The organism is Brumimicrobium aurantiacum, assembly GCF_003402975.1.
Lineage (GTDB): Bacteria > Bacteroidota > Bacteroidia > Flavobacteriales_D > Crocinitomicaceae > Brumimicrobium > Brumimicrobium aurantiacum.
Genome location: NZ_QURB01000002.1, coordinates 117,523 through 141,390 on the forward strand (window position 1 = coordinate 117,523; position 23,868 = coordinate 141,390).

The following is a 23,868-nucleotide window of genomic DNA, read 5'->3' on the forward strand; positions in this document are numbered from 1 at the left end:
TAATTAATTATTTATAAGGCAGAAATCGATTACGGTTTCTGCCTTTTTACATTTTTAAAAGACATTTTGATAGAGTTATGATTACTTTTCTTTTGAGCGATAGAATTTAACTACATTTGCATCATGAAATATATTTTAATCCTTTTTATTGCTGTTTCGACAATGGTTTCGGCACAAGATGAAACCTTGTCTATCGTTTCTTACAATCTACTTAATTTCCCAGACGGAAGAGATGATTGTGGTTCAAATACCGTAGTTCCAAATCGGGCTGACACCTTAAAAAAAATCACTGATTATCTTCAGCCAGACATTTTTGTGGCCTGTGAAGTTCAGAATCAAACGGGTGTTAATGCCGTTCTAAATGATGCTTTAAACACTGGAGGAAATACCAATTATGTTGCAGCAAATTTTAACGGAAGCGGTTATTTGCACAACGCAATGTTCTACAATTCGGATAAACTTACTTTGAAAAGTCAGCATGTGGTAGCAAGCTCTCCAAGAGATATAGATCATTATGTATTTTATATGAACGACCCCAATTTGAATGTATTTTATGATACTACTTTTATTGAAGTGTATATGATGCATTTAAAAGCGGGAAGCTCAAGTTCTAGTGAAGCACAGCGTGATACACAAACGCAACTTTTAATGAATTATTTGGCCAATCGTCCAACGGATAGAAATGTGTTTTTCTGTGGAGACATGAATGTATATAGTTCTAACGATGACGGATATCAAAATATGATTTCTGGACCTTTTGCAATGCAAGATCCAATCAATACCCCTGGAAATTGGAATAATAGTTCTTCTTATGCTGTGATTCATACACAATCTACGCGTACAAGTGGTAGTTTTGATTGTGGTTCGAGTGGAGGATTAGACGATCGTTTTGATCAAATTTTAGTTTCCCAAAACGTAATGAATAACGGCGATAATGTTCAGTATCAAACAGGAAGTTACCGTGCAGTAGGAAATGATGGAAATCATTATAATGGAAGTTTAATTTCTGGTTCAAATAGTATGTATCCAACTGATGTTGTACGTGCCTTGTATTATATGTCTGACCATCTACCCGTCGAATTAAAAGTAGATGTAACCTATCCAACAAGCAATGGTTTGGCATTGGTACCAAGTCACGAGAATACTTCTTGTGATGGAGGGAGTGATGGAGAAGCTACTATTACACCAAATTTGGGTCAAGCACCTTTTACTTATCAATGGGATGCCAATGCAAATAATCAAACGACACAAACGGCAACAAATTTAAGCGAAGGAACTTATTGTGTGATCGTAACTGATGCTTTAGGGGAAGTAGATGATTATTGTATAACGATAGCTTCACCAGATCCGCTTATTTACAATTCATTTGTGAGTCCAGACAACACAGGGAATTGTTCAGGAAGTATTCAATTGATTGTCGATGGAGGAACAGGACCTTATACTTATGTCTGGGATGATTTCCCAAATAACAATACATCGAGTGCCTTAAACCTTTGTGCAGATGATTACGATTTAACTGTAACCGATGCCAATGGTTGTAACTTAGACCTATCAATTGAAGTTGGAGGAATTGTAGGTTTAAGCACCATAGATAAAGCTAGTGATTTAATAAAGATTTACCCAAATCCATCCAATGAAAAAATCACGATTTCCTCAACCGTAGAAATCAATGAAATACTTGTTTATGCCATCACAGGCCAACGCGTTAAAGTTCCCGTCCAACAAGTTCATTCCAATTTATTCACCTTAAATGTTGCTCAATTGCATCAAGGAAGCTATCTTGTAAAACTAAAAATCGACGATGTTTGGTTCAACTCAAGAATTAGTATTTATTAGTGGGTATCGTTATGGCTTCCAAGGACAGGGAATGGATGACGAGGTGAAAGGGAAAGGAAACTCTGTGAATTATAAGCATAGAATGCACGACCCGAGAGTTGGGAGGTTCTTTGCGGTGGATCCGTTGGCAGATAAATATCCTTAGAATAGTCCTTATGCATTTAGTGAGAATCAAGTCATTCATTCTCATGAATTAGAGGGGTTAGAAGTGTACATCCCTTTAGGACCTAATGCAATGTATGCCGTAACTGAAGGGTTTAGAAGGTATTTTTCAGGCGTTGCAAATACTGTTTCTAGTTGGTTTACTTTAGAAGTTGGTAGTGTAGTAGAAAGTAATACTACTACAACTTCTATTAGTCTTGTAGATGCGAGCCAAATAAATATAACCTTTGATTTATCTGGGTATTTAGATTATTCAGGAAATAATACATATGTTGCCCCAGATAATCTTCCGTTTAGTATTGAATTTGTAAAAGTTGATAAGGTGGTTAAAGAAATTAAAGTTACAAGTCCTTCTGGCGTGCCAGTTGAATTTTTTAATCAAGAAGAAATAAGTACTGATGGAAGTTCAAAAAAAACAACAGGTGTAACAGTTGGTCCAAACACAGGTGTTGTCAATGCAGGTGTAACTTTACAAACTGAAGAAAGTACTAATTCAGAAGGGAGAACGAAAGAAAGTATAAGTTCCTCTGTAAAATTAGAGATTACTTTACCTACGTCCACCAATTCAAACATTTATATATCTGGAGAGTCAGGGGTTTCTTTATCGAATCCAAAAAATGAAGAATAATCTATGAGAAGAGTTATCTGTGTGTTTTTAGTAGCTTTAATATTTACTTCATGTAGTAAAAATTCATATACTTTAATTTACGTTGAAAATGGTGTGTTACGTAAAACTATTTTAGATTTGGATATTGATAATATCGAATCATGTGAAAATGGATACTGGGAAGTTGAAAATGAAAATAAAGAAATCTTGTTTTATGGAAACTATTCATATTCTTCGAAAATAGGTGAGTGGGTATATGGTTTTGAAAATAATTTAAAAAAGATTAAATGGTATGAATTCACGTCTCCAAACATGAAGATATCTGTACCCTCAACATGGAGAATTAATACTTCTACAAAACATGTTTTTGAAACTGTAATTCCTGTTAAGGATTCATTTAATTTAAACAATTATATGGTTATTCATAAGAGTGACGAAAAGTCAATTGACCATTACTCTAAACAGTACTACTCCGATGTTAAAGAAGAAATAAATTATTTAAAACAGGCGACAAAGACCATTTTAGCAAGTGAAAGTGATACAATTATTATGATGAGTATTAACGGAACTACCCAAAAAGAAGAAATTAATTATAATTCAATATTATTCTCTAAAGATGGGGATTTATTTGATTTGGGAATGGTAAGTACTAATTCAAGTATCAATGAAAGTAAAACAATGATTATTGAAGTTTTAAAAAGCCTGTCGTTCAATAATGAACGCGTATTCAAACCTTTGAAGGAGTGGAGTATTACAAGGTACAATATTTGAGCCAGACAACCCCAAGAATCATCTTACGATAGCAGGGGTAAAATTGTTTAAGTAGAAATGAATTACTTTATGAAACATAATAAAATAACTATATAGTTCTCAACTTTATTGACAGTTTTTACTCTATTGATTATGAGTTGTAAAGTTGATATAAGCGATATTGATTTGACCTCGACAGTGTTGAAAAATATTAAAGAGTCAAAAAATGAGAGTTATAAAACTACACTTGAAAACTTATTAAACACTAATTCCATTGATAATATTTATATTAATTATGATTTCTGCAACTTTCCTTATTCTCAATAGGAAAGTAAAAATGACTTTTTATTATAAAATAAATTATGTTTATATTGCGATTCAAAACACAAATGTTTTAGACTCAAACATTTCAATGTTTCAAGAGGACATCGATTTCGTCACCATTTTAACTCTATAAGATTTGAAATATATATATAGTTTTTTCACCCTTGTTTTAGTATTAAGCTACTCCCAATCCGCTTTTGCACAATGTGGACCAACGTTTTTGGAATCCAATCCAAAAGCCATGATTTTATGCCAAGGAATAACAGACACCGTAGCATTTTCTGCAACTGGAACTTGTGCTGGAGATTTTGAATTCCAAGTACTCAATTCTTCAAATAGTGTTATTCAGGCGTGGTCTACAAATGATCAATACATATCCACAAATTTAACATCTGAAACATATTTTGTTGAAACCAGATGTTCAACTTGTCCGGGTGTAGTTATTCAAGATACATTTTTAGTTGAAATCATTCAAGAACCAACAATAACCGCCGATACATTTATATGTCATGGAAATACAGCTACAGTCAGCGCTACAGAATTTCCAAATAACAACATCACATGGTGGGACAATGAAACCATCGGGAATCAACTCATAGACAGTTCAAGCTACACTACACCACCTTTATTTGAAGATGACACTATTTATATGCAAGTAGATGGAACGGCATCTATTCAAAATTCTGGGTCAAATGCTGGATCAATTTTAATTACTGAAGCAGGACTTCATGGATTTTCTGGAGGACTATCTGCAGATTATTTAGAAATTTCTAATTTATATAGCTCACCTGTTAATACTGCAGGGTGGTCTTTGGCAATTAGTAATTCTTATACAAATATTAATCTCGTAAATACATCCCTTTGGAGTTTCCCCAATAGTTTTGCTCCTTGTACAATGATTTCTGTAACTGATGTTTTAAATTCCCCTAATTATTGGGGTAATAATATGTTTTGGAATCCTAGCTATCCAGGGTGGGCAGCCATAATTGATGATCAAGGGAATCTCGTAGATTTTGTTGCTTGGGGATGGACATTAGCTGATTTAGCAGGCTTCGCACCTACCATAGCTGGAAATGTAATCACATTGGGTTCAGAATGGAGCGGCATAAGTTGCGATCCTGCCTGTACCAATGTCGGCCCAATTCCTTATAGCTTATCCAGAAATGGTTCAACGGACACGAATACAGAGGCAGATTTCGTTTGTCAGGCTACTTCATTAGATTTAGTTAATCCGGGATTGAATTGTGGATGGGGATCGGTCTATGGAACTTGTACCCAAGAGGTGATTGTTCACATTGATTCTTTACCATTTGCGGATACTCCAGACACAACATTTATTAATTGTATTTCTGATGTTCCAGCGCCAGATCCTTCTATTATTACAAATGTAATGGATGATTATACAGCTTCTCCGACAGTAAGCTATGTTGGAGAAGTTTCAGATGGAAATACTTGTCCTGAAATTTTAACAAGAACTTATCAAGTTGCTGACTCCTGTAATTTCGTTGAAATATATCATGTTATAGTAATTAATGACACCGTAGCACCAGTTTTAGAAGCAGCACCAGCAGATTTAACTGTTGCTTGTTACTCCGAAATTCCAACCATAGGAACTTTGACCTGGACAGACAACTGCATGGGCTCTGGAAATGTGCTTGGAACAGAGGTTTCAGGTGGCTCAGCATGCGCTGAAGTATATACAAGAACTTGGACCATTACAGATAGTTGTGGGAATTCTGCAACACAAACCCAAGTGATTACAGTTAACGATACAATTGCACCAATCATAAATTTTGTACCCGCAGACTTAAGCATACAATGTCCATCAAATCTTCCACCAATGGCTACTCTTCCTTGGACAGATAATTGTGGTGCAAATGGTACAATTAGCGGTGTTGAAGTTTCAGATGGTCAAATTTGTCCAGAAACAATTACTCGAACTTGGACAATAGCTGACAATTGCGGCAATACAAGAACTGAGGTTCAAGTTATTGTTTTACATGATGATATTGCACCCACAGCTAGTGATTTACCATCTGAAAATGTAGAAGCTTTACCACTTCCAGATATCAGCTTGATTACAGATGCAACTGATAATTGTAGTACTACTCCAGTTGTAGAATGGGTTGGTGATGATTCTGATTTTGGATATTGTCCAGAAAATGTAGTGAGAACATATAGTGTTACGGACGATTGCGGAAACGTAGCTTTCATAAATCAAAATTTTTCAATTGGTGATTCGATGCCAAATGCTGCATTCACAGCAAATCCTACTGTTTTGGATGACCTAAGTAATGGTTGGGTACAATTTCAAAACCAATCGACGGGAGCTTCCGCCTACACATGGGATTTTGGAGACAATTCTCCTTATGTTTATGACACAAATACGACTCATCAATACAATATTGGATTGACCACAACTTATGAGGTACGTTTGGCTGCCACATCTGATTATGGCTGTACAGATAGCGCTACAATCGAAATATTGGTTGTTCAAGGCCCCCTGTATTTTATTCCAAATGCTTTCACTCCAAATAATGATGTAAACAATCAATTATTTACGCCCATTTTTGTGGCTGGATTCAATCCGAATGATTTCAACTTTCAAATTTACAACCAACGTGGAAAGTTAATTTTTGAATCCTTCAATCCTCAAATTGGATGGGATGGAAAATATAAGGGTACAGAATGTCCCGAAGGAACGTATGTTTATAGAGTTGAATATGGAACAGATGAAAGTTCTGATCCTGAAGTTGTAACCGGACATATTAACTTATTAAGATAGATTTTTTACTGGCTAACCAATATGCCTTAAGAGCTAAGGAATTAAACGGAGAATTTAATACTTCTAATAATTAAGATTCAAACGACCACGAGAAGAATATCGAGGTAGCAAAGGAAAGGATTTGGACGATCAATTCTAATATCTGATAAAAGCGAAACGGATAAAGAAACAATAGCACATGAATTTGGACATAACTTGGGATTAACTCACAAAAGTGGATTAATGTACTCTCAACTAAACGGTATTTTGAAGTTATCTCCGCATGATATTGAGGAAATATTAGGTCGTGAAGGAATTGGAGACAATAAAGATTTAAAGGGAAAGAAGTGGTTAGGTGGAGAAATGAGAGGAGACGTGAGAGGAAACTCCACAATTAATGATAATTTTAATTTAGATGGTAAAGTATATACACAAAGAAAAGCTAACAAACGGGTTAAAAGATTTGAGAAAAAGAAGGCTAGGAAAGAGAAAAAAGATTAAGTCACTCTTAATTCCTTTTGTTTTACTATTGCACTTTTCAGTTATTGGACAGAGTGATACTCTTGAGATTGAATTGAACTGGTCGAATAAGAACATCAAATATATAACTGGAAGGGTAACTGTAAGTGATTCTAGTATTAATCTATATTACGGTAAATTATTTAAAGGAGAGGATGAACGAAATACACAAATCACTTTAAAAGTCCCAATATCTGTTAATAAAGAGGTAAATAACTGTAAAATTGAAGTAAGCTTAGATCAATTTTATAATGAAAAGATTTATATATTCGCTTCGAATAATTTAGAGAAAGTAGTGTTCTTTTTGAATGAATATCCTTTTTGTGAATTAAAACGAATTGAAAAGCAAAACAAAAAAAGGTGATTTGCTATTCGAATACCCCAGCTCGTGCGCGATCCGTACAGCTGTCGGATCCCCAAGATGCCGCCCCCGCTCGTGCGAGATTCCATCTCGTTTGCGGGGAATTGTTACCAATAATGTCCTTTCAAAGAAAGAACAATAACCTTATTATCTTCTTTAATTACTTGGTAAACAATACGGTGTTCTTTGTTGATTCTTCTTGACCAGTAACCAGAAAGCTCATGTTTTAATTGTTCGGGTTTACCAGTTCCAGTGTAAGGATGCTCAATAATTTCAAGGAGTAAGTGATTTAGTTTTTTAAGGAGAACCTTATCTCCACTTTTTCTATAATATTTAATATCCTTAGTAGCTGTATCTGAAATGTCTAATTGATAACTCATTTTAGTCCTAAAAATGATTCTAAATTATCTTTATTTACAGTGGTATATTTTCCTTCTTGAAATTCTTTCTTACTGCGCTTTATCTTTTTGACAAAATCAGGATTATAAGATTTATCATTAGTTTCCTCCAATTTCATTTTAAGCGCCTTTACAAAAGCTTTCAAGGCGTTTGCCTGTTCTTGATTTTCGGTATGTATGATATATGTATTTCCTGCTTCCATAATCTTCTGTGTTGCAAATATTTGCTTTGTTTTAATTCGTCAATGTTGCATTCTAAAGCAAATATACGGCAAAAAAAGTGCGCGTAAAAATTTAAAACTAAATGAATAATGTACAGTTGAAAGGAAAAAACGAGCTGCAGAGAGAACAAGCTATGCTGCTCCTAAGCTGGTGCACAATCGACAGCTGTACGGATCGGCGAAGCCCAAAGCTGCCGCGAGAATAGGCACAGCCTTCTCGTGGCCTTGGGTTTCCAATCATAAACCTCACTCAAAAAACCTCAAAAAAAAGCGAGAAACAATTACGTTTCTCGCTTTTATAATTATAATATTCCTTTTTATGTAGTTTGAGATAGAAAGTTCGTTAGCAAGGCGTTCGTATTTTTTTAAGTTAAGGAGTTGACAATTGTCAATGACTGCTTTAAAAAATATGTGCAACGCCGATAACGGGTTTTATATCCAATCTACAAGTGTATAACTTCATCATACGCCGCAGCCGCTGCTTCCATAACAGCTTCTGACATTGTTGGGTGAGGGTGAACAGTTTTGATTAACTCTTCTCCAGTTGTTTCCAATTTACGTACCGCAACTAATTCAGCAATCATTTCTGTTACATTCATTCCGATCATGTGACCACCTAGTAACTCTCCATATTTTGCATCAAAGATTAATTTTACAAATCCATCTTTTGCTCCAGCTGCACTTGCTTTTCCTGATGCAGAGAATGGGAATTTACCAATCTTTAATTCATATCCAGCTTCTTTTGCTTGTTCTTCAGTATAACCAACTGATGAAATTTCAGGTGAAGCATAAGTACATCCTGGGATGTTGTTGTAATCCAATGGCTCAACATTGTGTCCAGCGATTTTCTCAACACATAAAATACCTTCCGCACTTGCTACGTGAGCCAATGCTTGACCAGGAACACAATCACCAATCGCGTAATATCCTGGGATATTTGTTTGGTAATAGTCGTTCACCAAGATTTTACCTTTATCCGTTGCAATTCCAACGTCCTCAAGTCCGATTCCTTCAATGTTCGCTTCAATTCCTACAGCTGAAAGAACAACATCACATTCGATTGTTTCTTCTCCTTTTTTCGTTTTCACGTGGGCAGTACATTTACCACCTTTTACGTCAACTTTTTCTACTGAAGAACTCGTCATTACTTTAATTCCTTGTTTCTTCAAGCTTTTTGCCAATTCTTTAGAAACATCTTTGTCCTCAACTGGAACAATTCTGTCTTGGAATTCAACAATCGTTACTTCAGTTCCCATTGAATTGTAGAAATAAGCAAACTCAATTCCGATAGCACCAGAACCCACAACAACCATTTTCTTAGGTTGTTTGTCTAATGACATTGCTTCTCTATATCCAATAATGTTTTTACCGTCTTGTGGAAGGTTTGGTAACTGACGAGAACGTGCTCCTGTAGCGATAACTACACCTTTGTCAGCAGAGTATGTTTCTTTCTTACCATCAGCATCAGTTACTTCAACTTTCTTTCCTGCTAAAATTTTACCAGTTCCGTTGATTACGTCAATTTTGTTCTTTTTCATCAAGAATTGAACACCTTTACTCATTCCTTCAGCAACACCACGGCTACGTTTTACGATTTTACCAAAATCAGCTTTCGCATCTTTTACTGTAATACCGTAGTCTTCTGCATGATTTAAGTAATCAAATACATTTGCACTTTTTAAAAGGGCTTTTGTTGGGATACATCCCCAGTTCAAACAAACTCCTCCAAGTGATTCTTTCTCTACAACAGCAGTTTTTAAACCTAACTGTGAAGCACGGATAGCTGTAACATATCCTCCAGGTCCACTTCCAACAACAATAATATCGTAACTCATATTCTTAGATTTTTCAAATTTTTCGTAGTGCGAATTTAATGATTTAAGCCTTAATAATAGGATAAAGGAATAGATTTTTTGAAGAGAAGTATAGGATTAAGTTGTTTCTAATAATACTTATGGTTGTCTTTATTGAAGATTAGCGTAACAACTTCAATATTCTCCTGATTGATTTTATAAATTAATGAGCTGTTTTTATGCACTACGCATTTTCTTAGGTCTTTATAATTTGTGGCTGGATAGAGGTGGTTGTTGATTTGTAATTTTTCAAGTAAATTGTTTACTTTTTGTTCGAAGTTAAGCGCAGTTTTTACATTCCATTTTGCTAAAATATCATCAATAATATTTTCATAGGAATACTTTGCTTCTTCGGACCAAATAATCATTATTCCTTAGAATTTAAAATTCTTTCTCTGATTGAAGCTTTTACTTCATGATCACTATGAACACGTTCGTGTTTTAAATCATTTAGTCCTTTTTCGATTGAAATTTTACTTTCATTATCAAGCTCGTCCCACCAATCAAGCTCTTCTGTTACCTCTACAAAGTCTAATGATTTAAGGTAGTTGATAAGTGCTACCGTTTTGGAATCTTTTTCTTGTATTTTTAAACTATAGTTTTGCATTTCTTAAAATTGAGCTTTTATGTAGCTAAGTTACGGTATTGTATCGATATAAACAAATGAGTTTTATGGCCATATCAATTTGCAATAACTCTCCCAAATCTTCAACTTAATCTGTATTCACTTTCATTTTATTTTTAACTTTATAAAAAAAATAAAAGGCCCATGAAATTCACTTTTGATATAGAATCACCACATAAACAATACATACAAATCACTGCTGAAATTGAGGTTTCAAAAGCAGAAACAGAATTGTTTTTTCCTGCTTGGAGACCCGGTAGATATGAATTAGGTGATTTCGCTAAAAATGTAAATCACTTTCAAATTCTTGATGAAAAAGGGGAGAAGGTGGAATATCAAAAGTCGAATAAAAATACGTGGATTGTGCAAACCTCAAATGTGCAAACCATTACAGTGAAATATAGTTATTATGCTAAGGATTTAAATGCGGGTTCTACTTTTTTAGATGCTTCTCAACTTTATGTTAATCCAGTAAATTGCTGTGTCTTTACTGATGAAATTTACAATGATCCTATTCAAGTTGAATTAAATATTCCTGACGCTTGGGACGTTGCACATTCTTTAAAAGTTGATAACAATTCATTTACAGCTGCTAATTATGATGAATTGGTCGATAGTCCATTTATTTGTTCTGGAAATCTACAGAAAACAAGCTACACGGTAGAAGGGACAACTTTTTATATTTGGTTTAATGGGATAGTCAAACCTGATTGGAAACGTTTAGAAAACGATTTTAAAGCTTTTACGATATCGCAAATTAAGGCTTTTTCAAAATTCCCAACGGATGAATACCATTACTTAATTCAAGTTTTACCATACGCAACTTACCATGGAGTGGAGCATTCTAAATCAACGGTAATAACGCTTGGACCAAGTTATGCTGTTTTTGAAGAGTTTTACAAAGAATTACTCGGGGTTAGTTCTCACGAATTGTATCATACTTGGAATGTAAAATCGATTCGTCCAGTTGAAATGATGCCTTATAACTTTAAAGAAGAAAACTATACAGAATTAGGTTATATCGCAGAAGGTGTTACGACTTATATGGGCGATTTGATGTTGTACAAAAGTGGTGTGTTTAACCTCAAACAGTATTTGCAAGAAATGGACAAACAAATACAAAAACACATGGATAATTTTGGACGTTTAAATTATTCTGTAGCCGATTCTTCTTTTGATACATGGTTGGATGGTTATGTCCCAGGAGCACCAGAACGAAAAGTGTCAATTTATACAGAAGGATGTTTGTTGGCCTTTATTTTAGATGTTCATATTTTAAAACATACCAATAATGAAAAATGTCTCGACGATTTAATGCGAGAATTGTATCTTAATTATGGAGATAAGGGCATTGGCGTTTCAAAAGCAGACTATTTAAAAGAGGTAGAGAGAATCACGAATCAAACTATGCAGTGGTTTTTTGACGATTATTTGCACGGAACAAAAGCATACACGCCATTATTGATAGAATGTTTAAATGAGATTGGAATAAAGTACAATTCAACACCTGTTAAAAGTGAATTTGCTGCTTATTTGGGGGCAAAGATTGTTGAAGTAAATGAGGCTACAAAAATTGCGGCTCTTTTTCCAAACAGTATTCTTGATCAAGCCGGGGCAATGGTGGGAGATGAGCTTTTAGCGATGAATGGAGTTTCAATTCAAAAAAATGCCGATCGTTGGGCCAGGTATTTCAAAAATGAGGAAAAAGTATTAATCGTAAATAGAGGAGGGAAGTTGATTCAATTGGAATTACCAAAAAGTGATGAAGTGTATTATCAGCGCTATTATTTGAGTCAAATGAAAGAATTGAGTCAAGCGCAAAAAGCTACTTTTGAGGCTTGGAAAACGGTGTAGAAATATAAATGAGTCTAATAAAAAAATGGAAGGATAGTTAATCTATTCTTCCATTTTTAGTTTTTATCGTAAACGAATAGAACTTAATCCATTTCCTCTTCAATAAGGTCATGTAAATGATCTATTTCTTCTTTCGTATTGTTGGCGTGTAATGAAAATCTCAAACATTCTTTCTCGAATGGTACTGCAGGTGAAAATACAGCAACAGTACCAACTTTGTGATCGTGAAGTTTGCCCTCTACAGTTCGAATCTCTTTTCTGTCTTTAAGTCTTAAGATTTTAATGGGAGAACTGTCATCACTGGTTAATCTAAATTCCGAAAACTTCTCATTGAAATACTGTACATTTGACTGTAACTTCTTTTGTTGAGCATTAAAGTCAGCATTTTCAAAAATATGTAATGATCGTGCAACTGTAGATTCATTTAGAGCGGTTGTAAAAATGAATGTTCTTGCAAAATTAGTAAGAAAGTCAGTACTGATTTTACTTCCAACAATACAAGCTCCATTGCTACTGAATGCTTTTCCAAATGTAAAAATACGTAGGAATGGTTTTACATTTAAGGCTTGACAGTATCCGTTTCCGTTTTCTCCATACACACCACCACTATGGGCTTCATCAACAATAAGAAAAGCATTATATTTTTCACAAAGTGCTTGCATCTCTTTTATTGGTGCTAAGTCTCCATCCATTGAATAAAGACCTTCAACAGCCACAAAACAATGGGTAGCATTTTGTTGCTGAAGTTTCTTTTCTAAATCAGCCAGATCATTGTGTTTAAACTTTTTTCTATTAGCTAATGACAAACGCATTCCATCAATCATGCTTGCATGTGCGCTTTCATCGTACAAAATTATATCTCCTCGTTGAGGAATAGACGCGAATACTCCTACATTGGCATCGTAACCTGAATTGAAAATTAGTGCTGATTCATCATTGAAGAATTGAGCACATTTTTGTTCCAGTTTTAAAATTGAGTTAGTTGTACCAGAAATTAATCTTGAACTTCCAGGCTTTTCGTCTACGTCTTTAGGTGATTGCATTTCTACTAATGAAAGATAATCATTTGAGAAAAAATCTGTAAACCCTTCATAAGATCTAAGTTTACGAATGTTTAATTCTATCGTGCGTTTATCCAACGCTGATTTCATAAATGTCTCTATATTGTTCATTTAAAGTAGTTTTCCGTTAGTTAAGGATTAAGTTTTAGTTGATTTGTTTCTGCTTTTTATTCAATAAACCTAGTGTAGCCTACAGCTTATATTATGACTTTGCTAAGGTAATTTAATTAACGATTTATTAATGCGTTTTTTTAAAGAAAGTAGTTATCTAATAAAGTAGTCATTGACTTTAATGAATTAGAAATAAATTTCAATCCCAAAATTGAACCCTAAGGCATAAGCTTTCCTAATATATGGAGATTGCGTATCATAACTACTGTTCAATTGTCTTCTACCTTCGAGCATTGCAAAAATTCCATAGTGTTCAGAAAACTTTATTTGTGTTCCTAAAGTAGCGACTGCATCCACTAAAAAGTAGTTGAATTTATCTGTTTCATTTGTCGTAACAGTCTTTTCATTATTATTTATATCAAGTGTTGTGGTTTCTTTTTTCATTGAAATAAAGGCTTTCGGCATCACACCAACTCCACCATAAAATGAAATTTCATCACCAAAAGTATAAGCCAAACGAATAGGGAAGGAAATGTGACGATATGTATTGGTGTACTTATAAAGTGAGTCGTTTTCTGAAAAATTGTATGATTCAGCATTCGCAGCGTATCCAGCACCAATTTCAAATTTCATGTGTTGATTCAATTTTGTTCTCACACCAGCATTAAATCCGGTTTCCCATTCTGCAGTTTCATTGGCTCTTTCACCGATTGGTTTTGCAAAAACTCCTTCATTGATTTCCAAAGTCCTGAATGTGTACGATGGACTGGCCCCAAAATATATTTCAGTTCCACTTTTGTTATTGGAAGTTACATCAAGATCGGTGCTTTCCTTTTTTTTAGTTTCTTCATTATTCGTGATTATTTGTGTGCCACCATAAAGATAGCTTGTCAAAAACAAAAGGGTAATAAGGTATTTCATGATATTTTAATAAAAATTGAGAAATGATATTTGAAAATTCAACTTATATTTAGCTAATTAAAGGAAAAAATTAAAATTAACCTTCATTAAAATTATTTTATGTCAACAAATAAAGATAAAAAGAAGAAATCTGTGTTTAAAAGTATCCTTAAAATTACGGGAATTACTTTTTTATTAATCATTCTTGCGGTAGTGCTTATTCCTTTCTTTTTTAAGGATGAGATCAAAGATTTGGCTTTGAAAGAAGCGAATAAAATGTTGAAAGCAGATGTAGCAGTCGGAGATTTTGATCTTACCATTTTCACTTCTTTTCCCAAAATGAAACTTTCTTTCGAAGATGTTTCTGTTACCGGTAGAGACAACTTTGATAGCTTAAAGCTAGTTGACATGAAAAGCTTCGAGGCAAACCTTGATTTTTGGAGTGTTGTGAATATGGAGGATATCTCAGTTCGTTCAGTAAGCTTAATTGAACCAAATATTCACGTGAAAGTACTTGAATCTGGTGAAGCCAATTATGATATTATGAAATCTACTGAGGAAATGGCAGAAGAGGGGACAGATACGACTGCTTCTGATTTTAAATTCTCTTTAGAATATTATGAGATTGTTGATGGTAATATTATTTACGATGATCAACTTGGTGATATGTATGCGAAAATTAAAAATGTGACTCATTCAGGTACGGGTGATATGACAGCAGACGTTATAGATTTCGAAACAGAAACAGAAATTGATGCACTTACTTATGAGATGGATGGAATTCCATATTTATCAGAGGTTAAAACAGATCTTGTGATGAATCTACTTATGGAGTATAAAGATGGTAGTGAAAAATATACTTTAAAGGAAAATGAATTGCAACTTAATGCTCTGAAGTTGTCTTTTGATGGATTTTATGAGATGTTTAAAGGCTATGATGAAATGAACATTAAGTTAAACGCTGATAATACAAGTTTTAAAGACTTACTATCATTAATCCCTGCTTTTTATCACACAGGATATGAAAGTATGGTAGCCAAAGGAAGTATGAGCTTAAATGCTTTTGTAAAAGGTAAACTTGATGATGTAAATTATCCTGCGTGGGATGTAGCAGCTAATGTTAGTGGTGCATCTATCGTTTATCCTGATATGCCTGCTTCAATTGATAATATAAAAATTGTTGGTGGTTCAACTTTTAATGGAGGAACGAATCTTGATGATATGACTGTGGACATCGATCAATTTAAGGCTGATTTCGTTGGTAATAGCATAGATGCTAATTTTTTCATGAGAAATCCTATGACAGATCCTTATATGAAGTCTAAAATCAATATGAATGTGGATTTGTCTACGTTAGATCAGGTTTACCCTATGGAAGGTGAAGAGTATACTGGGAAATTAGTTTCTGATATTTCTATTGAAGGACGTATGTCAACCCTTGAAAAAGAGGAGTATGACAAATTTAATGCACAAGGAGAACTGAATTTGAAAGGTTTCCATTATGCTTCTGATGATCTTCCAGCTCCTGTAGATATTCAAGATATGTTATTTGAATTTTCTCCACAACAACTGAAGTTATCTAATTTGAATGCCACGATGGGGAAAAGTGATTTTGCTATGGAAGGTGAAGTGAAAAATTACATGGACTATATGTTTAATGAAGGGGCTTTAAAAGGAGAGTTTAAATACCACTCAAATCTTTTAGATGTCGATGAACTGATGCCACCAAGTACTTCAACAGAAGAGTCTACATCTGAAACAACCGAAGATGTACCAACAGAAACTAGCGAGGAAGCGATTTTAATTCCAGAGAATATCGATTTTGTTTTAAATACATCTATAGACAAAATCATTTATGATGGAATGGATATAAATGCCGTTCAAGGTCAAGTTGTGATAAAAGACCAAGAAGCAATTTTGAATGATTTAGAAATGCAAACTTTAGGTGGGCGTGTTGGAATGAGTGGTAAATACAATACACAAAATAAAGCAGTTCCAAAGGTTGAATTTAATTACAGCATTAAAGATCTCGATATTCAAGAATTGACGAAGAACTTTGTTACGATCGATAAATTAGCTCCAGTAGCGAAATATACATCAGGGAAAATTTCTTCTGATTTCTCAATGACCACTAGTTTGAAGCCATCATTAGAACCAATATATAATACTTTAGCAGGAGATGGATCACTTTTTTCCAATAGAGTTTCAATTACAGGCTTTGAACCTTTAGAAAAATTGGCAGATGCCATTCAAATTCCAAAAATTGGTCAACAAACTTTAGATAATATCAATGCTACTTTTGAATTTTCAGAGGGAAAAGTTAGGGTAAAACCGTTTGACATTAAAATGGGAGATATTAAGACGAATGTGAGTGGTACAACTTCATTCTTGCAAGAAATCGATTATGAAATGGTGATGAATATTCCAAAGGAAGAAATTCCAGGTGAAGTGTTGAGAATTGCAGAGCAAGCCATTGAAAAAGCGAAGAATATTCCAGGCTTTAATATGAAAGAATTACCGAATAATATCCCTGTTACCGCTTTAATTACAAATACAATTACAGAGCCTAAGATTAAAACAAACATGAAAGAAAAAATCATGGAGCTTGGAGGTGATATTAAAGGCGGAGTTCAAGATTATGTCGATGATAAAATTGAGGAAGTAAAAGACAGCATTAAAAACGTTGTTGACGATAAAGTAAATGAAGCAAAGGAAGAACTTGAAAAGAAAAAACAAGAACTTCTGGATGCTGCGCAAAAAGAAGCAGATAAAATAAAAGAAGAAGGGAAAAAATTGGCCGAAAAAACAAGAGCAGAAGCCGATAAAAATGCGCAGAAGTTAATTGATGAAGCAGGTTCGAATGTGTTTAAAAAGAAAGCTGCAGAAGTTGCTGCCAAAAAGGTAAGAGAAAAAGGGGAAGAGGCCGCTGAAAAAATAGAAAGTGAAGCCAACAAGCGAGCAGATGATGTAATGGAAAAAGCACGTGAAAAGGCCAATGAAATGAAATATTGAATACGATTTAAAGACAGAGAAGGGAGGGCATTTGCTCTCCTTTTTTTGTTTCACATTTTAAGTGAAATTTCAATAGCAACAGATGGAAATATATACAGCTTTAACCCGCATTTTATTTACCGAAACTGAATAATTTAACTAAACATTGTTATTTTAGCGAACCTAATCATTTATGAATCATTATTTAAAATTTAGAAACGTGATAGATAAAATAAAATTTGGAACAGATGGCTGGAGAGCAGTGATCGGAGATACATATACAATTAGAAATATTGCTCGTGTGGCAGAAGGTACGGCACAATGGGTTAAACAACAATCAGATTCACCATCAATTGTGATAGGTCATGATTGTAGATTTAATGGTAGAATGTTTATGGAAACAGCCATTAAAGTTTACCTAAATCACGGAATCAAGGTGTACTATGCAGACGGATTTGTTTCTACACCTATGGTTTCTATGGGTACAAAGGAATATGGTGCAAATATCGGAGTAGTTTTAACGGCTTCTCATAACCCTCCTTCTTATGGCGGATATAAATTAAAATCAAATCATGGTGGACCACTTTTGCCAGCAAAAATTCAAGAGGTAGAAGATTTAATTCCTGACGAATTAGCTGTAGAGAAATACACTGCTGATTTGGACGCGGCAAAAAAATCAGGACAATTGATTAAAGTTGATCTAGAAGGAGCTTACATCAATGCTATAAAAGAAAATTTTGATATCGAGGCCATTAAAAACTCTGGATTAAATTTAGCTTTTGACGCGATGTATGGATCAGGTCAAAACGTTTTGAAACCATTGTTTCCAGACATGTCGTTTTTACACTGTGAGCACAATCCAGGATTTATGGGACAAGCTCCAGAGCCAATTGCAAAAAACTTAAAAGAATTAGAAGCTTTCATTAAATCAAATGGAAACATCGATGCTGCACTTGCAACAGATGGAGATGCCGACCGTATTGGTTTGTATGGAAAAGATGGAGAATTTATCGACTCTCACCACATCATTTTATTGTTGATTCACTACATGGTGAAATACAAAGGAATGTCAGGAAAAGTTGTAACAGCATTTAGTTGTTCTCCTAAAATCGCCAAAATGTGTGAGCATTACGGTTTAGAGCATCAAACAGTGAAAATTGGATTTAAGCATATTGCTGGAATCATGATTGATGAAGATGTTTTACTTGGTGGTGAAGAATCTGGAGGAATTGCAACAAAAGGACATATTCCTGAACGTGATGGAATTTGGATGGGAATGATCATCTGGGAATTCATGGCGAAATCTGGTAAATCATTGGCTTCATTAATTGATGAGGTATATGAGATTGTTGGAGGATTTAAATTCGAAAGAAGTGATTTACATATTAGCGAAGATTTAAAATTAGAAATCATTGAGAATTGTAAAAACAATGTTTACGCTTCATTTGGAGAATACAAAGTAGATAAAGTTGAAACAATTGATGGATTTAAGTTCTATTTACCAAACGACAGTTGGGTAATGATTCGTCCTTCAGGAACAGAACCTGTTTTAAGGGTTTATGCCGAGGCAACAGATCTTGATGAAGTAAGAAAAATATTAAAGACCACAGAAACAACACTTCTTAAGCAATAGTGAATGTCTGGGAATTCAATTGGACATACGTTTAAATTAACCACCTATGGTGAATCTCATGGTGAAGCCATTGGTGGTGTAATTGACGGTGTTCCTTCAAATTTTAAAATAGATTTAGAGGCTGTTCAACGTGAGTTAGATAGAAGAAAACCTGGACAATCTTCTATTGTTACTCAACGGAAAGAGTCTGACACTGTGCGTTTTCTTTCGGGTATTTTCGAAGGAAAAACAACAGGATCTCCAATTGGATTTATCATAGAAAATGAAAATCAAAAATCGAAAGATTATAGTCATTTGAAGGATGTATATCGTCCTTCTCATGCTGATTTTACTTACGATAAAAAATATGGTCACAGAGATTACCGAGGAGGTGGTCGTTCAAGTGCTAGAGAAACCGCAAGTAGAGTGGTTGCTGGTGCTATAGCTAAACAATTTTTAGCACAGAAAGGAATTCAAATTAATGCTTTTGTTAGTCAGGTTGGAAAAATCAAGTTGCAAGGAGATTTAACTCAAATTAAGCTCCCAGAAACTGAGAATATTGTCCGTTGTCCTGATTCGGAGGTAGCCAATCAAATGATTGATTACATTAAAGAAATTAGGAAAGAAGGCGATACAATTGGTGGAGTTATTTTTGCTAAAATCACTGGACTAGAAGCAGGAGTAGGCGAACCAGTTTTTGATAAACTACATGCTGATCTTGGAAAAGCAATGCTTTCTATTAATGCAGTGAAAGGATTTGAATATGGTTCTGGATTTTCTGGAGTTGAAATGAAAGGAAGTCAGCACAATGACGAGTTTCTAACAGATGGAACAACAAAAAGTAATTTTAGCGGTGGAATACAAGGTGGAATTTCAAATGGAAATCCAATTTATTTTAATGTAGCTTTTAAACCTGTTGCAACGATAATGCAAGCTCAAAAAAGTATAAATACTGCAATGGAAAGCGTTACTGTAGACGGGAAAGGAAGACACGACCCATGTGTTGTTCCACGCGCAGTGCCTATTGTAGAAGCAATGGCAGCAATCACAGTATTAAATCATTATTTGCGAAATAAAATGACACAATTTTAGACTATGTCACAAGATACAAAGAAGAAAAAATTAGCCTTACATTGGAAAATATTAATCGGAATGGCATTAGGAGTGTTGTTCAGTTTACTTTTACTCAGTACTTCATGGGGAGTTGCCATGACGACGATCACGGTAGGAGGTGAGGAATTACCTATTTCTAATGCAGAATTATTTGTACGCAATTGGGTTAAGCCTTTTGGGAATATGTTCATCAATGCATTAAAATTGATTGCTGTTCCTTTGATTTTGGGTTCACTCATTAAAGGGGTTTCAGATTTAAAAGACATTTCGAAATTATCTAAAATGGGAGTGAGAACCATTTTAACTTATTTAGCGACTACTCTTGTAGCTGTTTCTATTGGTTTAATTATCGTTAATCTCATACAACCAGGAAAAACAATTTCAGAGGAAACGCGTGAAAACCTTATTGAAAATTATAGTGGAGAAGCAGGAAAGAGTATTTCAAATGCCGAAAAACAAAAAGAAAATGGTCCACTTCAAGCATTAGAGGATTTAATTCCAGATAATATTTTTGCTGCAGCGACTGACAACGGAAATATGTTGCAAGTCATTGTTTTTGCTATCTTTTTTGGCGTTGGATTAATACTAATTTCAAAAGAAAAATCTAAACCTGTTAAAGCCTTTTTTGATGGATTCAATGAAGTGATTTTAAAATTGATTGACTTGATCATGCTGGTTGCACCAATCGGAGTTTTCGCACTTATGGCAGGATTAGTCGTAGAATCTCCAAGTCAGGATTTATTTGTGGCTTTACTTTGGTATGCGATAAGTGTCGTAATTGGTTTATTGTTAATGATATTAATTTACACGCTTATAGTCTTTTTGATCACCAAAAAAACACCACGCTTCTTTTTAAATGGAATTTCTCCTGCCCAATTATTGGCGTTCAGTACAAGTTCCTCAGCTGCAACTCTTCCTGTTACAATGGAAAGGGTTGAAGAGCATTTGGGAGTAAAAGAAGAGGTGACAAGCTTTGTATTGCCCATTGGAGCAACGATAAATATGGATGGAACAAGTTTGTATCAGGCGGTGGCCGCAATTTTTATTGCTCAAGCTTTCGGAATGGACTTAGATTTGAGTGCGCAATTAGGAATTGTAGCAACCGCAACATTAGCCAGTATCGGTTCTGCAGCTGTTCCTGGAGCAGGAATGGTGATGTTGGTTATTGTTTTAGCTCAGGCAGGAATTCCAGAAGCAGGATTGGCCCTGATTTTTGCTATTGACCGTCCATTAGATATGTTGAGAACAACAGTAAATGTGACAGGTGATGCCGCAGTATCGATGATTATTGGAAAGTCAGTGGATAAACTTGGCGATCCGGAGGTAAAAAATTGGGATGATCATTATAAAAAAGAAAACTAATCATGATTTGTGTACAATTATTGAATGTAGTTGTCTAAATAATCATAGTTATTGTGTTGATAATATAGTGTTTATATTGTAAATATTACTTCCTTTATTTTTCTAAATTCAATTGTTGATAACCCCGTTGAAAAACCTTTGAAATCGGGTGATTTCTAGTCCTTAATTTCGTATATTTGCTATCGTCTCATATTTTTCGAGACGAACGAATACATTTTAAATTATTTGTAAACAAATGAGCGAAGCTGAAAAAAAGAAACAGGAATATTCCGCTGATAATATCCAGATATTAGAAGGGTTAGAAGCTGTAAGAAAGCGTCCTGCCATGTATATTGGTGATGTTGGAAAGAAAGGATTACACCATTTGGTGTATGAGGTAATTGACAACTCGATTGATGAGGCAATGGGAGGATATTGTGATACGATAAGTGTTACAATTAACGAAGGAAATTCAATAACTGTTGAAGATAATGGTCGTGGTATTCCAACGGCTATTCATACCAAAGAAAATAAATCTGCTCTAGAAATCGTAATGACGGTGCTACACGCAGGGGGTAAATTTGATAAAGATACTTACAAAGTTTCTGGAGGTCTCCACGGTGTTGGTGTATCTTGTGTGAATGCATTGTCAACTGATTTAACAGCTGTTGTACACAGAGACGGTAAGATTTTCCAACAAGAATATAAAATCGGTATACCGCAATACGATGTTAAGGAAATAGGTACATCTGAAAAAACGGGAACTATTGTGACTTTTAGTCCAGATCCTAGTATTTTCGAAGAAGTTCACTATAACTATGACACCTTAAGAGCGCGTATGCGTGAATTGGCTTTCCTGAACAAAGGAATTACAATTACAATTTCTGACCTTAGAGAGGAATCTAAAGATGAAGACGGTAACTCACCATCTGAACGTTTCCATTCTGAAGGGGGTCTTAAAGAATTTGTGAAGTTCTTAGACAAGAGTAGAGAGCCTTTAATCGAGGATGTAATCTACATGGAAGGTGAAAAAGACGGTGTTCCTGTTGAAGTAGCAATGATGTACAATACGTCATACACTGAAAACATTTTAGCATACGTTAATAATATTAACACACATGAGGGTGGAACGCACCTTTCTGGTTTCCGTCGTGGTTTAACGCATACTTTGAAAAAATATGCTGATGAATCAGGATTGTTAACGAAAGAAAAAATTGAAATTGGTGGTGATGATTTCCGTGAAGGATTGACTGCAATTATTTCGATTAAAGTGGCTGAACCTCAATTTGAAGGGCAGACCAAAACAAAATTAGGAAATAGAGAGATTCAAGCTCCAGTTTCTCAGGCGGTAACTCAAATGTTAACGAATTACCTTGAGGAACATCCTGCTGACGCAAAGAAAATCGTTGAAAAGATTATTATTGCTGCACGTGCTCGTAATGCTGCACGTAAAGCACGTGAGATGGTGCAACGTAAGAGTGTAATGTCTGGAAGTGGACTTCCTGGTAAGCTTGCCGATTGTTCAGAAAAAGATCCTGCAGCGTGTGAAGTATTCCTTGTCGAGGGAGATTCGGCAGGTGGAACTGCAAAACAAGGACGTGATCGTAATTTCCAAGCGATTATGCCCTTACGTGGTAAGATTTTGAACGTTGAAAAAGCAATGCAACACAAAATCTTTGAAAACGAAGAAATTAAAAATATCTACACTGCACTTGGTGTAAGGGTAGGGACTGAAGAAGATGCGAAAGCATTAAATACTGAAAAATTAAGATATCACAAGATTGTGATTATGTGTGATGCCGACGTCGATGGGGCGCACATTGAAACTTTAATTTTGACTTTCTTCTTCCGTTATATGAAGGAATTAATCGAACAAGGTTATATTTATATTGCAACTCCACCACTTTACTTATTGAAAAGAGGAGCAAAATTTGAATATGCTTGGAATGATGACCAACGAGATGCAATCATCGAAAGAATGAGAGGTAATGCTCCTAGAACTTCTGTGGGTATCCAACGTTATAAAGGTCTTGGAGAGATGAATGCTTCACAACTTTGGGACACAACAATGAATCCTGAGTTTAGAACTCTTCGTCAAGTTACAATCGATAATGCTGCTGAAGCTGATCAAATTTTCTCAATGTTAATGGGAGATGATGTACCGCCTCGTAGAGATTTCATCGAGAAGAATGCAAAATATGCAACAATTGATACTTAATTGATTGCCAAGAAATATAAAAGCCGTATTCGAAAGGATACGGCTTTTTTTTTGCAATTTACTTCAGCATTTTATGGTGTTTTCGGCAGCGATCAATAGATATATTTCGAATAACCCAATAGTGAGGAGCTCAACATCCAAGTACAGTTAGCTTATACGTCAAAAAGAGAAGAGCTATGAAAATAGAATAGAAATAATTAAAACCATATTGATAACTTGTCCTAAGGTCTGTAGGAAGATCTCTAGT

General features: G+C 34.7%; 20 protein-coding genes. 13 read left to right on the top strand and 7 right to left on the bottom strand.

The features are described from left to right. Nucleotides 1-123 precede the first annotated feature (123 nt). From DXU93_RS03860 to DXU93_RS03890, 7 genes are all read left to right on the top strand, one after another. Nucleotides 124-1,836: a T9SS type A sorting domain-containing protein gene (locus DXU93_RS03860; RefSeq protein ID WP_116879945.1), complete on the top strand. Its 1,713-nt coding sequence runs from the start codon at nt 124-126 to the stop codon at nt 1,834-1,836. After that, nucleotides 1,802-1,981 carry a hypothetical protein gene (locus DXU93_RS03865; RefSeq protein ID WP_116879946.1) on the top strand — a complete coding sequence of 60 codons (180 nt, stop codon included), beginning with the start codon at nt 1,802-1,804 and terminating at the stop codon, nt 1,979-1,981. The genes DXU93_RS03860 and DXU93_RS03865 overlap by 35 nt, the downstream gene beginning before the upstream one ends. Before the next feature lie 63 nt (nt 1,982-2,044). Beyond that, on the top strand, nt 2,045-2,626 hold the full coding sequence (locus DXU93_RS03870; RefSeq protein ID WP_116879947.1) for a hypothetical protein: 582 nt from the start codon (nt 2,045-2,047) through the stop codon (nt 2,624-2,626). Between the two features lie 3 nt (nt 2,627-2,629). Further along, entirely contained in the window at nt 2,630-3,376 is a 747-nt protein-coding gene (locus DXU93_RS03875; RefSeq protein WP_116879948.1) for a hypothetical protein, read from the top strand. Nucleotides 3,377-3,815: 439 nt separating this feature from the next. Then, entirely contained in the window at nt 3,816-6,464 is a 2,649-nt protein-coding gene (locus DXU93_RS03880) for an HYR-like domain-containing protein (RefSeq protein ID WP_123776035.1), read from the top strand. Between the two features lie 222 nt (nt 6,465-6,686). After that, a complete protein-coding gene (locus tag DXU93_RS03885; RefSeq protein WP_116879950.1) occupies nt 6,687-6,944 on the top strand; it encodes a hypothetical protein in 258 nt (85 codons plus the stop codon). 28 nt (nt 6,945-6,972) lie between these two features. Continuing rightward, nucleotides 6,973-7,326, top strand: a complete 354-nt coding sequence (locus DXU93_RS03890) for a hypothetical protein (protein WP_116879951.1) — start codon at nt 6,973-6,975, stop codon at nt 7,324-7,326. Nucleotides 7,327-7,430: 104 nt separating this feature from the next. On the opposite strand, the gene DXU93_RS03895 is transcribed toward DXU93_RS03890, so the two are convergent. The 5 genes from DXU93_RS03895 to DXU93_RS03915 all read right to left on the bottom strand — a co-directional run bounded on the left by DXU93_RS03895 (nt 7,431) and on the right by DXU93_RS03915 (nt 10,402). After that, a complete protein-coding gene (locus DXU93_RS03895; RefSeq protein WP_116879952.1) occupies nt 7,431-7,703 on the bottom strand; it encodes a Txe/YoeB family addiction module toxin in 273 nt (90 codons plus the stop codon). Further along, nucleotides 7,700-7,924: a DUF2683 family protein gene (locus DXU93_RS03900; protein WP_116879953.1), complete on the bottom strand. Its 225-nt coding sequence runs from the start codon at nt 7,922-7,924 to the stop codon at nt 7,700-7,702. Before DXU93_RS03900 ends, DXU93_RS03895 begins: the two co-directional genes overlap by 4 nt. A 461-nt stretch (nt 7,925-8,385) precedes the next feature. Beyond that, a complete protein-coding gene (gene lpdA, locus DXU93_RS03905; protein ID WP_116879954.1) occupies nt 8,386-9,777 on the bottom strand; it encodes a dihydrolipoyl dehydrogenase in 1,392 nt (463 codons plus the stop codon). Between the two features lie 107 nt (nt 9,778-9,884). Beyond that, entirely contained in the window at nt 9,885-10,163 is a 279-nt protein-coding gene (locus DXU93_RS03910) for a type II toxin-antitoxin system RelE/ParE family toxin (RefSeq protein ID WP_116879955.1), read from the bottom strand. Then, nucleotides 10,163-10,402: a hypothetical protein gene (locus DXU93_RS03915; protein ID WP_116879956.1), complete on the bottom strand. Its 240-nt coding sequence runs from the start codon at nt 10,400-10,402 to the stop codon at nt 10,163-10,165. Before DXU93_RS03915 ends, DXU93_RS03910 begins: the two co-directional genes overlap by 1 nt. A gap of 162 nt (nt 10,403-10,564) precedes the next feature. Between DXU93_RS03915 and DXU93_RS03920 the strand changes: the two genes are divergently transcribed. Further along, nucleotides 10,565-12,274, top strand: coding sequence for a M61 family metallopeptidase (locus DXU93_RS03920; RefSeq protein ID WP_116879957.1), 1,710 nt, complete (start codon nt 10,565-10,567; stop codon nt 12,272-12,274). 83 nt (nt 12,275-12,357) lie between these two features. Here DXU93_RS03920 and DXU93_RS03925 read toward each other — a convergent pair whose 3' ends face one another. Then, nucleotides 12,358-13,446: an aminotransferase class I/II-fold pyridoxal phosphate-dependent enzyme gene (locus tag DXU93_RS03925; protein ID WP_116879958.1), complete on the bottom strand. Its 1,089-nt coding sequence runs from the start codon at nt 13,444-13,446 to the stop codon at nt 12,358-12,360. Between the two features lie 186 nt (nt 13,447-13,632). Then, on the bottom strand, nt 13,633-14,367 hold the full coding sequence (locus tag DXU93_RS03930; RefSeq protein ID WP_116879959.1) for an outer membrane beta-barrel protein: 735 nt from the start codon (nt 14,365-14,367) through the stop codon (nt 13,633-13,635). Nucleotides 14,368-14,466: 99 nt separating this feature from the next. Here DXU93_RS03930 and DXU93_RS03935 point away from each other — a divergent pair, with 99 nt between their 5' ends. The 5 genes from DXU93_RS03935 to gyrB all read left to right on the top strand — a co-directional run bounded on the left by DXU93_RS03935 (nt 14,467) and on the right by gyrB (nt 23,621). Continuing rightward, nucleotides 14,467-17,358 carry an AsmA-like C-terminal region-containing protein gene (locus DXU93_RS03935; RefSeq protein ID WP_116879960.1) on the top strand — a complete coding sequence of 964 codons (2,892 nt, stop codon included), beginning with the start codon at nt 14,467-14,469 and terminating at the stop codon, nt 17,356-17,358. A gap of 199 nt (nt 17,359-17,557) precedes the next feature. Beyond that, a complete protein-coding gene (locus tag DXU93_RS03940; protein ID WP_240623417.1) occupies nt 17,558-18,970 on the top strand; it encodes a phosphohexomutase domain-containing protein in 1,413 nt (470 codons plus the stop codon). 3 nt (nt 18,971-18,973) lie between these two features. Then, nucleotides 18,974-20,041, top strand: a complete 1,068-nt coding sequence (gene aroC / locus DXU93_RS03945; protein ID WP_116879961.1) for a chorismate synthase — start codon at nt 18,974-18,976, stop codon at nt 20,039-20,041. A 3-nt stretch (nt 20,042-20,044) separates the two neighbouring features. After that, a complete protein-coding gene (locus DXU93_RS03950; RefSeq protein ID WP_116879962.1) occupies nt 20,045-21,424 on the top strand; it encodes a dicarboxylate/amino acid:cation symporter in 1,380 nt (459 codons plus the stop codon). 235 nt (nt 21,425-21,659) lie between these two features. Continuing rightward, the gene (gene gyrB / locus DXU93_RS03955) at nt 21,660-23,621 is read left to right on the top strand and encodes a DNA topoisomerase (ATP-hydrolyzing) subunit B (RefSeq protein WP_116879963.1); all 1,962 of its coding nucleotides are present in this window, start codon (nt 21,660-21,662) and stop codon (nt 23,619-23,621) included. The last annotated feature ends 247 nt before the right edge of the window (nt 23,622-23,868 follow it).